The sequence below is a fragment of the Enterovibrio norvegicus DSM 15893 genome (assembly GCF_900115495.1).
Lineage (GTDB): Bacteria > Pseudomonadota > Gammaproteobacteria > Enterobacterales > Vibrionaceae > Enterovibrio > Enterovibrio norvegicus.
The window spans coordinates 1-14,940 of sequence record NZ_FOWR01000007.1 but is presented as its reverse complement, the minus strand read 5'-3'; the positions used below and the strand labels follow the sequence as shown (position 1 = coordinate 14,940).

Annotated in this window: 10 protein-coding genes; 3 read left to right on the top strand and 7 right to left on the bottom strand. The window is 46.9% G+C overall.

Translation table 11 applies throughout. From position 1 onward, the window contains the following. Nucleotides 1-36 precede the first annotated feature (36 nt). The 3 genes from prpC to BM082_RS05770 all read left to right on the top strand — a co-directional run bounded on the left by prpC (nucleotide 37) and on the right by BM082_RS05770 (nucleotide 4,676). Entirely contained in the window at nucleotides 37-1,170 is a 1,134-nt protein-coding gene (gene prpC / locus BM082_RS05780) for a bifunctional 2-methylcitrate synthase/citrate synthase (protein ID WP_074925722.1), read from the top strand. A gap of 37 nt (nucleotides 1,171-1,207) precedes the next feature. Further along, nucleotides 1,208-2,659, top strand: coding sequence for a bifunctional 2-methylcitrate dehydratase/aconitate hydratase (locus BM082_RS05775; protein ID WP_074925717.1), 1,452 nt, complete (start codon nucleotides 1,208-1,210; stop codon nucleotides 2,657-2,659). Nucleotides 2,660-2,795: 136 nt separating this feature from the next. Beyond that, entirely contained in the window at nucleotides 2,796-4,676 is a 1,881-nt protein-coding gene (locus BM082_RS05770; RefSeq protein WP_074925714.1) for a propionyl-CoA synthetase, read from the top strand. A 120-nt stretch (nucleotides 4,677-4,796) separates the two neighbouring features. On the opposite strand, the gene BM082_RS05765 is transcribed toward BM082_RS05770, so the two are convergent. The 7 genes from BM082_RS05765 to BM082_RS05735 all read right to left on the bottom strand — a co-directional run. Beyond that, a complete protein-coding gene (locus BM082_RS05765) occupies nucleotides 4,797-5,303 on the bottom strand; it encodes a GNAT family N-acetyltransferase (RefSeq protein ID WP_017011139.1) in 507 nt (168 codons plus the stop codon). Nucleotides 5,304-5,578: 275 nt separating this feature from the next. Then, nucleotides 5,579-7,528 (bottom strand): bifunctional diguanylate cyclase/phosphodiesterase, encoded by a 1,950-nt coding sequence (locus BM082_RS05760; RefSeq protein WP_074925709.1) that lies wholly within the window; start codon nucleotides 7,526-7,528, stop codon nucleotides 5,579-5,581. A 19-nt stretch (nucleotides 7,529-7,547) separates the two neighbouring features. Beyond that, a complete protein-coding gene (locus BM082_RS05755) occupies nucleotides 7,548-8,147 on the bottom strand; it encodes an OmpA family protein (RefSeq protein WP_074925706.1) in 600 nt (199 codons plus the stop codon). 12 nt (nucleotides 8,148-8,159) lie between these two features. Further along, complete coding sequence (locus BM082_RS05750; protein WP_074925702.1) at nucleotides 8,160-9,497, bottom strand: TolC family outer membrane protein; 1,338 nt, start codon at nucleotides 9,495-9,497, stop codon at nucleotides 8,160-8,162. Between the two features lie 28 nt (nucleotides 9,498-9,525). Further along, nucleotides 9,526-10,908 carry an HlyD family type I secretion periplasmic adaptor subunit gene (locus tag BM082_RS05745; RefSeq protein ID WP_074925698.1) on the bottom strand — a complete coding sequence of 461 codons (1,383 nt, stop codon included), beginning with the start codon at nucleotides 10,906-10,908 and terminating at the stop codon, nucleotides 9,526-9,528. Further along, on the bottom strand, nucleotides 10,898-13,093 hold the full coding sequence (locus BM082_RS05740) for a type I secretion system permease/ATPase (protein ID WP_244275942.1): 2,196 nt from the start codon (nucleotides 13,091-13,093) through the stop codon (nucleotides 10,898-10,900). Before BM082_RS05740 ends, BM082_RS05745 begins: the two co-directional genes overlap by 11 nt. 16 nt (nucleotides 13,094-13,109) lie before the next feature. After that, a partial coding sequence (locus BM082_RS05735) for a calcium-binding protein (protein WP_074925695.1) occupies nucleotides 13,110-14,940 on the bottom strand: 1,831 nt, incomplete at its 5' end.

Below are 14,940 nucleotides of genomic sequence, written 5' to 3'. Positions count from 1 at the left end.
GTGACGTAGACAAACACTAACGACAAGGAGAGGACAATGGTGGACAAAAATAAACCGTTGGGTGGTGAAGGACTGCGAGGTCAAAGTGCCGGGATGACGGCCTTGTGCACCGTTGGAAAAACGGGCACAGGATTAACGTATCGCGGCTATGACATCAGCGATCTGGCTAAACACGCTGAATTCGAAGAAGTGGCGTATTTGCTGCTGAAAGGTAAGTTGCCGAATGCCCAAGAACTCCGTGGTTATAAAAACGCACTCAATGCCATGCGCGGTTTACCTGCACCTCTCTGCCGTGTGCTTGAACAGATCCCGGCAGATGCACACCCTATGGATGTAATGCGCACGGGGTGCTCCATGCTTGGTAACCTCGATATGGAAACGGATTTTTCACAACAAAGTGAAAAAGCGGACACCATTTTGGCGCACCTTCCCGCCATCATTTGTTACTGGTATCGCTTCCACCAGGATGGGACGCGCATTGACACAGCATCCAGCACCCAAGAAAGCTTGGGCGGGTATTTTCTGGAAATGCTGACGGGAAAAGCGCCTTCCGAATTGCACACACAAGTGATGCACTGTTCTTTGGTGCTTTACGCCGAGCATGAATTCAATGCATCCACTTTCGCTGCCCGCGTGTGTGCGTCAACGCTTTCAGATCTTCACTCTTGTGTGACGGCAGCCATTGGTACGCTCCGAGGGCCACTACACGGTGGCGCAAACGAAGCGGCGATGGCAATGATCGAGGATTGGCAAACCCCAGACGACGCTGAATCTCAATTGATGCAGATGCTAGCAAAAAAAGAGAAAGTCATGGGATTTGGTCATGCCATCTATCGTGAATCTGATCCCCGCAATGCGCTGATTAAGTCATGGTCGAAGGAATTGTCGGCATCAGCATCAGACGCGAAACTCTATGACATTTCAGAGCGTGTTGAGCAGGTAATGAAGCGAGAGAAAGATTTGTTCGCCAATGCGGATTTCTTTCACGCGTCGGCTTATCACTTCATGGGCATTCCCACCGAATTGTTTACCCCAATTTTTGTTATGAGTCGAGTGACGGGCTGGTGTGCACATGTCTTTGAACAGCGTGACCACAACCGAATTATTCGTCCTAGTGCGGACTATGTTGGCCCTGATCATCAAGACTGGTTACCTATCGAACAACGCTAATTTTTCTATCCAACTTCATAAGGAAGGAACCTAATTCATGTCACAGAATGTTGATATTAACCAACGTCCAGAGCCGGATGCATTGCTCCAAACCATCGCAGACTATGTGTGTGAGACCGATATTGATTCTGCTGAAGCGTATAACACAGCCAGAAACTGCCTGATGGATACGCTGGGTTGTGGACTTCTGGCATTGCGTTTTCCTGAATGTACCAAACACATGGGGCCTTTAGTGCCTGGCACAACGGTTCGACACGGTGCACGTGTGCCGGGCACATCCCATGAACTTGACCCGATCACCGCTGCGTTCAACATCGGTTGCATGATCCGTTGGCTTGATTTCAATGACACTTGGCTTGCCGCTGAGTGGGGACACCCGTCAGACAACTTGGGCGGTATTTTGGCGACGGCTGATTATCTCAGTCGCGTTGCAATCGCGGAAGGGAATGCGCCGCTGACCATGCGTGATGTGTTGACCGCCATGATCAAAGCACATGAAATCCAAGGTGTCATGGCGTTGGAAAACAGCTACAACCGCGTCGGGTTAGACCATGTGTTATTAGTGCGCGTGGCATCAACCGCGGTAGTGACGCGCATGTTGGGCGGTAATCGTGACCAAGTGATCGATGCGCTTTCGCAAGCATGGGTTGATGGTTGCTCATTGCGCACGTATCGCCACGCGCCGAATGCAGGTTCACGCAAGTCATGGGCGGCGGGCGATGCAACATCACGTGCTGTTCGTCTGGCAATGATCACCATGAAAGGGGAGATGGGGTTACCGTCTGTGCTGACGGCGGACAAGTGGGGCTTCTATGATGTGTTGTTCAAAGGCGAAGCCTTCCGTGTGAATCAGCCGTTCAACAGTTACGTGATGGAGAACGTGCTGTTTAAGATTTCGTTTCCTGCAGAATTTCATGCGCAAACGGCGGTGGAGTGTGCCGTTACCTTGCACCCGCAAATCAAAGATCGATTGGATGAGATTGACCGCATTGAAGTCACCACGCATGAATCTGCGATTCGTATTATTTCTAAAGTGGGCGACTTGGCGAACCCTGCTGACCGCGATCACTGCCTGCAATACATGCTGGCTGTGCCGCTGATTCATGGTGATTTGATTGCAGAGCACTATGAAGATGATTTCCACCGCAATGACCCGCGTATCGATGCCCTTCGCGACAAGATGGTGATCCAAGAAGATACCCGCTACAGCGAGGAGTATCTTGACCCAGAAAAACGTTCCATTGCGAACGCAGTTCAGGTGTTTTTCACTGACGGCTCTTCAACCGAACGTGTAGAAGTGGAATACCCTATTGGTCACCGCCGTCGCCGTGAAGAAGGGATCCCAGTGTTGGAAGCCAAATTCAAACGCAACCTTCAAACGCGCTTCCCTTCAGCGCAAACCGAAAAAATCTACGCGCTGTGCTGTGATCAGGACACTTTGATGACAACACCAGTGACTACCTTTATGGAAATGTTCTCTATCAACTGATACGTATCTCGCTAGCCAATGTGTTAGCGACGTGGCGGTGACTTAGCGGTAAGACGTGACATTATCTTGCCGCTAAGGTGATTTCCTCATGGTCATCGTGGGGGAGTAAACCCGCGTTCACCTAGAGGCAAGAAACATGACGACGTCCGCCTATCAACACGCTTTTCAGCAAGCCACTGACACTCCTGACTCTTTTTGGCTGCAACAAGCCAAACAAATCCACTGGTTTAAACCGCCAAACGTTGCGTTTGAAAAAGATGCCAACGGCATTGAGCGATGGTTTCCTGACGGTGAACTGAACACGGCGTATTTGGCGTTGGATTATCATGTTGAGAATGGGCGCGGCGATCAAACTGCACTGATTTATGATTCGCCCGTTACAGGAAAGAAAGCTCAATACAGCTATTCGGTTTTGCGCGATCAAGTCGCGAAGTGTGCAGGCATGTTGGCTGCGCTTGGGGTAGAAAAGGGCGATCGTGTGGTCATTTATATGCCGATGATCCCCCAAGCGGCGATAGCGATGTTGGCGTGTGCACGTTTAGGGGCAATTCACTCCGTCGTTTTTGGTGGTTTTGCGCCTAATGAATTGGCCGTGCGCCTTGAAGATGCTGAACCTAAAGTGCTTCTGACCGCATCGTGCGGGATTGAAGTTAGCAACGTGATTCCTTACAAACCTTTGGTTGATCGCGCTGTGATGGATAGCCGCTGGAAACCTGAACATGTGGTGGTGTTCCAGCGACAAGAATTCCCCGCGAATTTGGATAACGCGCGCGATGCTGACTGGTCAACCTTGATTGAAAAGGCGGCACCTCATGACTGTGTGCCAGTGAATGCCACCGACCCGCTTTATATCCTCTACACATCAGGCACCACAGGGAAGCCGAAAGGCGTGGTGCGTGATAACGGCGGTCATGCTGTCGCCATGAAATACAGCATGTCTGCCATCTATGATGTAAAGCCCGGTGAAACGTATTGGGCGGCGTCGGACGTTGGCTGGGTTGTCGGTCATTCCTACATTGTGTACGCGCCTTTGATTCATGGCTGTACAACTATCATGTTCGAAGGGAAGCCTGTGAGAACGCCGGACCCCGGTGCATTTTGGCGAGTGTGCGATGATTACAATGTCGCTGTGCTGTTTTCTGCACCGACAGCATTTCGTGCCATCAAGAAAGAAGACCCTGATGGTGTTCATGTTCCGCAGTATCCGATGTCTGCATTGCGCCATATTTTTATGGCGGGTGAGCGTCTGGATCCGCCCACGCTTGAATGGGTGGAAGAAAAAACAGGGCGCCCTGTGGTTGACCACTGGTGGCAAACTGAAACGGGCTGGGCGATAAGCGCTAACCCGATCGGGCTGGAAACCTTTGCGATTAAGCCTGGTTCGTCCACTAAACCGACACCGGGTTTTCATGTCGAGATTTTGGATGAGTCAGGCCAACGTCAATCCGTCAATACGCAAGGTTTTATCGCGATTAAACGCCCCTTACCGCCAAGTTGTTTGAGCACGGTCTGGCGAAACCATGATCGGTTTGAATCTGGCTATTTGCAGCAATTTCCCGGCTATTACGTGTCCGGTGACGGTGGCTACATGGACGAAGAAGGCTATCTTTTCGTGATGGGTCGAATCGATGATGTGATCAACGTGTCGGGTCACCGTTTATCGACAGGGGAAATGGAAGAAATCGTTGGGGCACATGAAGCCGTTGCCGAGTGTGCCGTGGTGGGCGTGTATGACGACTTAAAAGGGCAGGTTCCATTAGGTTTAGTGGTGCTAAAAGACGGTTATGTGTCAGTCAGTGGTGATATTGAAGCCGCGCTGGTAGCAAAGGTGCGAAATGAAATTGGACCTGTGGCTTGTTTCCAACGTGCGATTGTTGTCGACAGGCTACCAAAAACACGCTCGGGTAAAATCCTCCGACGCATCATTCGACAAATTGCCGACGGCGAGAGTTACACTGTCCCATCGACCATTGATGATCCTGCAAGTCTCGAAGATATTCGTCAGTTTTTGAGTTAGCGGGCTAAGTTTTGTATTCAAATTCATGTGGTGGGTTGTTGGTTCCTCTCGCCAACACCCCCTTCTAGACTTGTCCTTGGAAGGGGGATGAGTAAAGGCCCGTCGCGGACGATGTTGAAACTAGATAGAGCAGTGCTTAATCATCAATAAATCGATAATCACTTCGCCCTCAAACTCTGTTGAAACGGCACCCTCTGCAAACGCAAAACCTTGTTTTGTATAAAACCTTATCGCTGCGTCATTATTGTCTAAGACATAGAGTGTTATCTGATGAACATGATGGGATGCCACTTCCTTTTCCAAATAGTTCATCAGCAAACTGCCAACGCCTTTTCCATAAGCGCTAGGACAAAGGTATAGCTTGCTCAGTTCGATGGCATTCTCATGTGTTTGGCTGATCTTGAAAGAGAGGAAACCTATCACTCTGCCGCCAGACTCCGCGACAACCACGGTTTCTGCATTATTCGTAAGTAATTGATGCCATTCGGTCACTCGGCGTGGCAGGGTATAACTCTCGATATAGTTGTGGGGCATACGGCCCGTAAATGCTGCCTTCCACGAGTCAACATGTATTGAAGCGATCTCATCAACATCGTCTCGTTGTGCTTTTCGGAGTGTAACGGCCACTTTGTCGTCCTTGAGCTCGAATGCCTTTGGCAGTGCAGGCGTGATGGAAATACAAGGGATAATGCCATAGCTGAGTGAAGGAATGGTTAACGGTTTCTTTAGGTGAGAGTGAGGTCGAAGCGGGGAATGTCAGTGTTATTGCTAGGTCGTGTGTAGTGGCCTAGGTTGGGTGATTTTACACGGTGAGTTTTTGAGTTGCTTATTTCCTTGGTGACTAAATATAAAACCTAAGTAAGAGGCCAAAACCTCTTACTTAGATTGAGTGATTATGTATTCTAAGCGCTCTTTGCCACGTCGCATGTTAATGACTCGAGTGCCACTGGCGGCGATATGTATCCAAAGTAGCCATCAATGTTGGTGTTAGATAAATGGTTAAGTTGTTGTTTATATTCAACCGCAGAGGCGATGACCTCGATACCAAGACTGGATGCCATTTTTATCATTGGTGTTAGCAACAAGTGGTTATTGTCTTCCTCTCCATTTTGTAGAAAAGAGTGGTCTAGTTTTACGAAGGTTGGTTTCAAGGCTCTGAGATAGGACACAGAGGAGAGATGTTGTCCAAATCGGTCAATACCGAATTTTATACCTGCCTCTCTAAAGCGCTGGCAGGTTACTTCGCAATCCTCTGGGCTGAGGCAAACCACGGCTTCAGCAAACTCAAAAAGCAAACGCTCTTGGAGCTGGTTCTTTTTCACTGTTTTGATGAGCCATTTTACAAACTCAGGATTTTTGACGCTATTTGCCGTGATGTTTACGGAGACAGGTTTAAACGTCATATCGCTTTTCAGAACATCAATAATTTGATTGACAACCGATTGATCAAACTTGTTGGACAATGAAAGCCTAGAGAGGTCTGAAACAAGGTTTTTTGCGGGCACAAACTCGTTATCCATTGGGATTTGCGCATAAGCCTCATAGTGCTGTATCTCGTGAGACTGTTTCGAGAGGATTGGCTGCAGTTTGAACCCAAACGTGTTGGCGTTGATAGCTGACTCTAAGCCGCTGTCGATTTGCGTTGAAGACAATTCTTCACCAGCACTCGCAAACAAAAAGACTTTCTGGGACTCTTCTGCCTCCTGTAATGCAGTATTTGCACGAGAAAGAAGCGTTGCAACTGTGTCGTCATTTTTTTTCTCTGCAATCCCAATAGTAAATGCGTTCGCTGAAGAGAGGCCACTCATGATGACTTCATTGCTAAACGTTCTGATAAGGGCGCTTAAAAGGGTGCGCGCTTGTTTCTCATGAACACTCGGAACAAATATGGCGAGCTCTGATTTACCGACTCTGGCAGCAAATGCATCGTTAGAGTGAGGCAACACCTTTTCCAGTGATTTTCTTAACGCGGCTAAGCTGTCATTGAGGCTTTTATTGCCCTCATTGGGTTTCACATCTTCTAGCCACTTTAAGTTTGCGAACATGAGAACACCACAGTCGCCCTCTGAGAGCCAACTTTCGAGTTGCCGCATCAAGAAACTCCTATTTGGGAAACCTGATGCCTGATCGAACAAGTATTTTTGTCTTAGTGCATTCATCTCTTCATTTAGTGTGTCGAACAGATTTTGGATCTGTGATGACATGTCATTGAAAGAATGGGTGAGTTCACGTAAATCCGTGTCTTTTGGCGTAGGTATTTTGGCTGAGAAGTCCAATTGGGCAATACGCTTGGCTTCTTTTGTCATGGCAACGACAGGAGAGAGCGCGCGTTTTAATGCCACTCTCACGAGAATGGTGGCAACAACAATCACTGCGATAGCAAAAATCGTGAAAGGTACTGACAGTTCCCAAAGCGCTAAATAGGCATAATCGGACGTGACGGTGATGGATAAAGTGCCAAGATCTGTCCAGCCGTTGTTAATTGTTGATGTTAATGAGATCGGTTCTACAAACCCCAAAGACATGAACCATTCAGGCACTTTTTGGTTTATGCCTGTCTGATGCGACCAATTCTGAAACTCATCATCAAACATCCACTTAAGCGTCGCCTCATTCAGCCTTGTTCCTTCTGACATCACTGTCGAAAAAAACAGTTCACTTTTCTCTTTATCACCCGTCTCCAATATCGGGATTAAAGCAATGCTAAGGTTTTGCATCGCGCTTTGAGCTTGGAGCTGCATTTCTTGCTGAAGAAAGGCTAAGTTGATAGAAAACTCAGCAACAGCAAGGACTGAACATAGGAGCAGAAGTATTCCAATCACAACAAGCGTAATTTTGTTAGTTATCGTCATGCTTAGTTCCATCTGTAATTTAGTTTTCCAATTGTGTGTATATGGTCCACTTTAATGGTGTTCTTTTATCGCTTCCGCGCATATCTGCAACCACACGTCGATTACGCTTGTCTGCTTCTGGTGTATTTGCAGTATCCAATAATTGATCTTCTCCATACCCAATCGACTGTATTCTGGCTCGCTCTATCCCATATCTCGATAATAGCAATGCTTTAATTGATTGTGCGCGTTCAAGGGATAATCTTTTGTTGATATCTGCTGGGCCTGTCGCGCTAGCATGACCTTCTATGATGACATCGGTGTAGGGATGTCTTTTTATGAAGTCAGCCACTTTTGCCACTTCTGGATAATAGTTAGGGTGGATGTAGGACGAACCATTCGCAAAAAGTATGTTTAAGGTAAAGCGCTCATTGACCGTCTTTACGCCTGAGCAACCATCATTGTTGACGATGGCTCCCTTTATTGTGTCGTCGCATTTTTCTCTGTCTTCGATGACGCCATCAAGATCGAGATCCCTCAAATCACTGGGTTGTGCAAAGTTTTCTGGGAATGTCTCTATCTCTTTTCCTGCACATCCAGAAAGGAGGGCTGCAAACAGTGTGAACAGTAAAATCTTCATCGTGTGTCAGCCTTATTGATGGTCTGATTGAGAATCGACAGGATGCTGGACTCGCAAAGATGAAAGCAGTTGCCCTGTAGAATGAAGAATACGATATTCAGCAATGAGGTAATCATATTCGGCGGCGAGATAGTCTTTCCTCGACTCAAACAATTCGTTTTCTGAATCCAACAAATCAATGAGTGTTCGCTGACCTAATCCAAATTGGAGTTTGTACGCGCTCTGCGTTTCCCTTGCTGCAATGACATGCTCTTTCAAGAACAGCATCTGTTGATTCAGTGAAATGTGTGCATTCCACGCTAACGTTGTGCCCTCTATAACGTCTCTGGCTGCCTTCTCGTTTATTTCTTTTGATTCCCCAATCCGATAAGCCATTTCTCTTTCAAATGCCTCGTCACGACCGCCGTTATAGAGGTTATAGCTTATGCGCAGCATCGCTTGAACATCATTGTCATGTCCTAATGTGCCGCCTATGTCGTTATTCCAATTTCCGTTGAGCTCTAAGCTCACTTGCGGGTAGTAGGAAGATTTGGAAGCTTCTCGTTGATACTGAGCGGCTGAAATATCTGAGTTAGACAGTTTGAGGGTAGGGTGCTCTTTTTGCGCTGCAGAGATGGCAAATTCCAAGTTAGATGGAACAAGACTGGCATCCGGTTTTGGTGTGCTGAGACTTTTAGGTGCATGATTAACAACTTTTACAAAGTTACTTTTTGCATCCATCAGGTTGTTTTTTGCTGCGATCAAGTTCGAGTTGGCGCGCGCCAATCTACCCGTGATTTGAGATAAGTCAGCGGATGAGCCGAGTCCTGAATCTGTTTTTTCTTTGATTTGGCCGAAAATGATCTTGTGGCTGTCTAAATTGTCTTCTGAAAGGGCGACGACTTCTTTTGCCTGAATATACTTGATGTAGACTTTCACTGCTTCTAGGGACAGGTCTTCAGACGTAGCAATAAGATTCCAGTAACCTGAACTGGCTTCTGCTTTAGAACGATTAACTTCATTCTGGGTTTGGTAACCGCTGAACAATGCTTGTCGTATGCTGATTCCTGCTTCACCGGGGTTAAGTTCATCGTTTTTTCTACCCGCAGCACGTGTAGAAGGGCTGTTACTTTGCTCCCATCCATAACCCGCAGTAAGATCTACCGTGGGTAAATATCCTGCAAAAGCTTGGCCTATTTGCTCCTGTTGTGCTTTGTAGGCATTGAATGCGCGTCTTACTTCGGGGCTAGAGTTCAGCGACTTTGCGACAACTTGCTCCAATGTTTCTGAATGACTTGTTGTCGGCAGAAATACGACAAAAGAACAAGTGAGTAGTTCGATGAAGCGTTTGATACTTTTATACTTAAGCATTGTTATAGGCTCCTGTGGAAATTCTCTATTAATGTTCACGAAGCGCCGACTCCCTGGCGCGTAAAATTGGATTAAGGATGTAATCTAGTATTGTTCGTTTCCCTGTAACGATGTCGACACTTGTTAGCATGCCTGGAATGATAGGCAGTGAGGTGCCGTCATTTTTTGATAGGTTTGAAACATCAGTTCTTACTCTGACGAGATAATAGCTGTTACCTTTTTCATCTTGCGTCGTGTCTGCGCTAATATGCTCCAGTTTCCCTTTCAAACCGCCATAACGTGTAAAGTCATAGGCTGTGACTTTTACAACAGCAGGCAAACCTGAGTGAAGAAATGCAATGTCTTTGGGGAGAATTTTCGCTTCAATAAGCAATTGATCTTCAGTCGGTACGATTTCAAGAATGTCGTCTCCCGACCTGATAACACCACCTAGCGTATTGATATGAATGGTTTTTATAGTGCCGTTGACGGGGGAGGTAATAATGGCCTTGTTGACTTTATCTTGAGAGCCTACTTTTGCTTGTTGAAGGCGAGATAGCTTTGCCTCGAGTTCGCTAATTTGCGTGCGATTGTCATTTTGAAATGAAAGTACTGCTTCACGCCGTTTAAATATGGCCTCGTCCTGCTGTGCTTTAAGCTTTGGTTGAAGTTGATATAAGGCAGCAATTTCGCCACGCATATCATTCACTTGCCGTTGTAGCTTGAGCAGTTCAATTTCAGGGACGATCTTTTTCTTTGCGAGGGGTTTTGTGAGCTCATACTCTTTCGCCACCAATTTGGCACTGCTTTCCAATGTTTTTATCTTGGTTCTTAACTCTCTAATCTCTTGGTGTTTTTGAAGAACCTGACGGGACAGTATTTCGATTTTATTTTTGATATCATCCAAATGCCCTTTATATTCAAGAGCCTGACGTTTAAGCAGTTCCGGTTCTTGCTCAATAAGTAGATCAGGGAATGTTAAGATAGCGGGACTAATGCGAATTTGATCCTGCCAGTTTACGTCTAATCCTTTTAGCTCGATGCTATTTAACTCTTGTTGTAACCGAATAATGTTGGCATTAAGGCTTGCATCTTCTTCTTCTTGTTGTGCAACGTCTGAGCGAAACCGGGTGTCATCAATATGTACCAGAGGCATGCCTTTTTTTACCGTCATGCCTTCTTTAACAAACATTTCTTGTAACACACCGCCATCAAGGCTTTGAATCAATTGCACCTGTGAGGAGGGGATGACTTTTCCTTCACCCCGAGTGACTTGATCGAGTGATGAAATCGACGCCCATACGATGAAAGAAGCAACCATTATGATGAGCACCCACACAACAACGCGGTACCGACGAGGCACATCCATCATCATTGCGCCATAAATATCATCAGCCATGTCTAGGTGTTCACGATCATCTTTACTTTTCATTATTAGCCTGCCTTCTCGAGTCGTTACCAACGTTTGGGCCTTTCGACAGTTTCTCTAGTACAACTTCCCTTGGGCCGTCGAGGAAAACGCGCCCTTTGTCGACAACCACGACACGATCGACGATCTCGAGTAATGACATTTTGTGGGTGATAAGGACAAGCGTTCTTTCCTTACTGACTTGGTGCATGGCACGAAGGAATTGTTTTTCTGCAAAAGCATCCATGGAGGATGTGGGTTCGTCCATAAGGAGAATTGAGGGGTCGTTAAGAATAGAGCGTGCCAACGCGACAGCTTGACGTTGTCCTCTTGAGAGTGCATCGCCTCTTTCGCCAACTTGCTTGTCTAAGCCTTTAGAATCCAATGACGTAAATTGACTGACACCAGAGAGTTGTACCGCACGAATAAGTTGATGTTCAGTGACTTGACGCGTGCCAAAGAGAATGTTGTCGCGAATAGTGCCATGGAATAACGTAATGTCTTGTGGCATATAGCCTACATTTCTACGAAGATCCGCAGGATGGATCTGCCCCGAATCCACGCCATCGAATCTCAGGCTGCCTTGAGTGGGTTGGTAAAGCCCCGCGAACATTTTAAGTAGTGTGGTTTTGCCGGAGCCGTTTTTTCCAATAATGGCGACGCTTTCGCCTTCTTCTATTACCAAGGACGTAGGGTAAAGAACAGGCTCCTCTGTTTCTTCATAGGTAAAACTGACGGCCGAACATTCGATTCGTCCTTTTAGTTGGCGTCGACTTATCAAATGGCCTTTATTTTCGAACTCGTCGCTCTGTTCCATTAACGCATCAAGTTGGCGTAGCGAGCTCATTGTTTGGTTAGAACGGGTGAGGAGGTTGGCCAATTGTGCCATCGGGGAGACGACCCGGCTGGAGAGCATAACTGCAGCTATGATTCCACCCATTGAAATATCACCCTGAGAGACCCGGTAAACACCGAAAATAACAACGACGACGGCCGTCATTTGAGTAACGAAGGTGGCAAGGTATGACACGGATTGTGATATTTTCTTGACCTTTAATCCCCACGTTGCCGAGTGGGCGATCATTTGTTGCCAAGTTTTTTGTACGATCCCTTCAGCTAAGTTCGCTTTAATGGTTTCCATCGCCGAGAGACTTTCTATTAAATGCCCATTTTTCAAGCCTGCAAACTTGCTGCTTTCCTCTATGGCATCTCGAAGTTTTGGCTGAATCGCGAATGCGTATCCAATGATGATAATGCCCGACATTAAAGGTACAGCGGCTAAATCACCTGCGAAGATGTAGATGATAAAAAGGAAAAAAATGGCAAACGGCAGATCGACCAACGCTGTAATTGTTGTGGAGGTCAACATTTCTCTTACACTGTCAAACTCACTGATTTGCTTTGCCATACCGCCGACACTGGGGCCGCGCTTCTCAAGGGGTATGCCTATGGATTTGGCAAATAATCGCGAAGAAACGACGATATCAATTTTCTTTCCTGCATTGTCGATGAGCATACTTCTTACGTAGCGAAGTATGTAATCAAACGAAAATACCAAAGCAGCGCCACTTGCAAGTACCCATAAGGATTCGAATGCTTGATTCGGTAATATTTTGTCATACACATTCATCATGAATAGGGGAGAGACAAGCGCAAAAATGTTCACAACGACAGACGCAAGTAGCGCCTCTCTGTAGATGGGGGCGGCTTCTCTCAACATAGAAAAAAGCCAGTGTCCTTTCTTAGTATGTTGATGAATGTCGACGCTTTCATCACCGCGAAATTGTTTCTTAATCAGTATGGTATAGCCAACATACTGGGACTCTAGATCCTCGAAACTGATCTCACTTTCACCGCCAGTATCAGGCAGCTGGATGAGTGCAGTACCCGTTTCGCTGTCTAATGATCGTAAAATACAGGCTTTTTGGTCCGCTAGAAGCAAAACACAAGGAGTGAGCATTTCACCGATAGTGTTAAGCGGCTTTCTCACTATTTTTGATACCAGCCCTGCTCTTGATGATGCTTGTGGAAATATGTCTGGTGTCAGGCGAGCATCCCTCATAGGTAAACTCGCTACTAGCGCTTCTCGGGAGCACGGCGAACCGTAGTACTCTGTGAGAATGACCAAGCAATCTAACAATGGGTCTTCAGTGGTTTGGACGGATCCGGGAATACTCCACTGAGCTTTTACATTATCTGCTAATCGCACGATAAACCGCCTTTAGTTAGTGGTGATCGATAGTTGGGTCATCTAGGTGAGTAGACGTATTTTCAACGACATCTGTTGCAGCAGCTTTCTGGAAAAGCTCTTTCACGTTGTCATCACTAAACACGCCATTCTTTATTACACCGTTTTCGTCGACAATATCCTGCAGTGACACATCCTGAAGGATAATTTCTTGATTCCATGTATGATCTCCATCTGTGTCGACTCGGAGCACTAATGAGCCGTCTTGCTCGAACATGTCTACATCTGATTCAGTCAGCAGGTGGTCTTCTTTGTCGTGGACTAAATCTGAGAGATCAAGATGAGTCTGTTCAACGTTAAAATCTGTGACAGTGTCAGACCAAGGGTGATCCGCGACGTCTTCGCTATGCCAAACGAGCTCGCTACTGTCCAGCCCACTGATGCTGTGCTCCTCAATCAATCCGGTAAGGTTTGTTTCTTCTTCGGCGTTTTGTTGAGTCGCAAACCAAACATCAGCAGCGGTACGTTCTTCGCCATCTGTGGTTGTGTAAGTGGATGTTTTTCCGATGATATTATTGTTTTGCTCGTCATCCGTGGTTTGTGCATCTAGGTTGATTGACGCGACGCCAGCATCTTCCATACTCAGGAGTTCACCTTCATCGGTTTCTCCATCTTGGTCCTTGTCTACCCAGACGTTTAGGTCAGCGTAGACAGCGTCGTTTTCATCAATGACACCGTCAGCATTCGCATCATGTTGCGCTAGCGCCTCATAGCCGTCAGCAGCAGTGGTGCCGTCTTGAAGAAGAGTGTTTGAGCCAAAAAGTTCTGAACCGTCGTTGATCTGGCCGTCTTTGTTAATGTCATGAACCAGTAAGCCATCTCCACCAGAAGCCCAACCTGTATTTATCTTTTCGCCATCGCCGTCATAGTCGAAACTGACAGGCGCTTCTGTAACATCACTGGTTTCAATACCGTCACCGTCCAAGTCCAGGACGATAGGAGTGATATTTGGAGTAATGTAATCAGTGGAGTCGCCACTCTCTCTGCCACGAGCTGTCAGCGTACCTGTTGCGGTATATAAGTTATCCCCACTAAGGTGGAAGTTACCGAAATTATCGGCATAAACGACCGTTTTGGATCCATCAGGGCCAAAAAGCGTCACTTTTTCGTTTGGACGCCAACCATTCCCCACTAAGTGTTGAGCACCACCGCCATCAATGTGCCAGTGAACATGGCCAGAATTGGAGTTGCTGGTGTCCTGGTATCCTTTGTCGACGACAAGCACTGAACCTTGTACTTCGCCGCTATGAATATGAGTCTCTTCACCAATAGGTTTAGCTTTAATAATCAGTGTTTCGTTGCCATCAGCTTTATTGTCATCGACAGGTTTGACCCGTATCTGAAGCTCGGTTTGGAAGGCCGCTATAGTCAGTTTGCTGCCACTCTTGAAGTTTGCCCAGGCTGAGCCTGTCCAATACTCGTACCCACCTAAATCCTTGTTTGTAATGCCGGGCTCAGCACCGGTGAAGACGTTCACTTTTACCTTGGTTACTTGGTCCACGGGATTGCTGAGTTTGATACTAAATGTGGCCCAATTGGACTCGTTGACTTTGTTACCTGTATTCGTGTTTATGACGGAGAGTGTAGGTTTGTCTGCCTCATCGGTGATGGTTGAGGCCTGAGATTGCACCCAACCTTGTTGGCCGATCACCGCGCCTTGGATCTTGATGCTTTCGTTACCTTCGTAGACATTGTCATTGAGCGTGTCGGCGTAGATCCTTACACCATTTTGACCTGCGGGGATGTTGATATTGGCTTTGTAGCCATTGGAGGCGTTCAGCACGACTTCCTGTAGGAAGGTGCCGGAC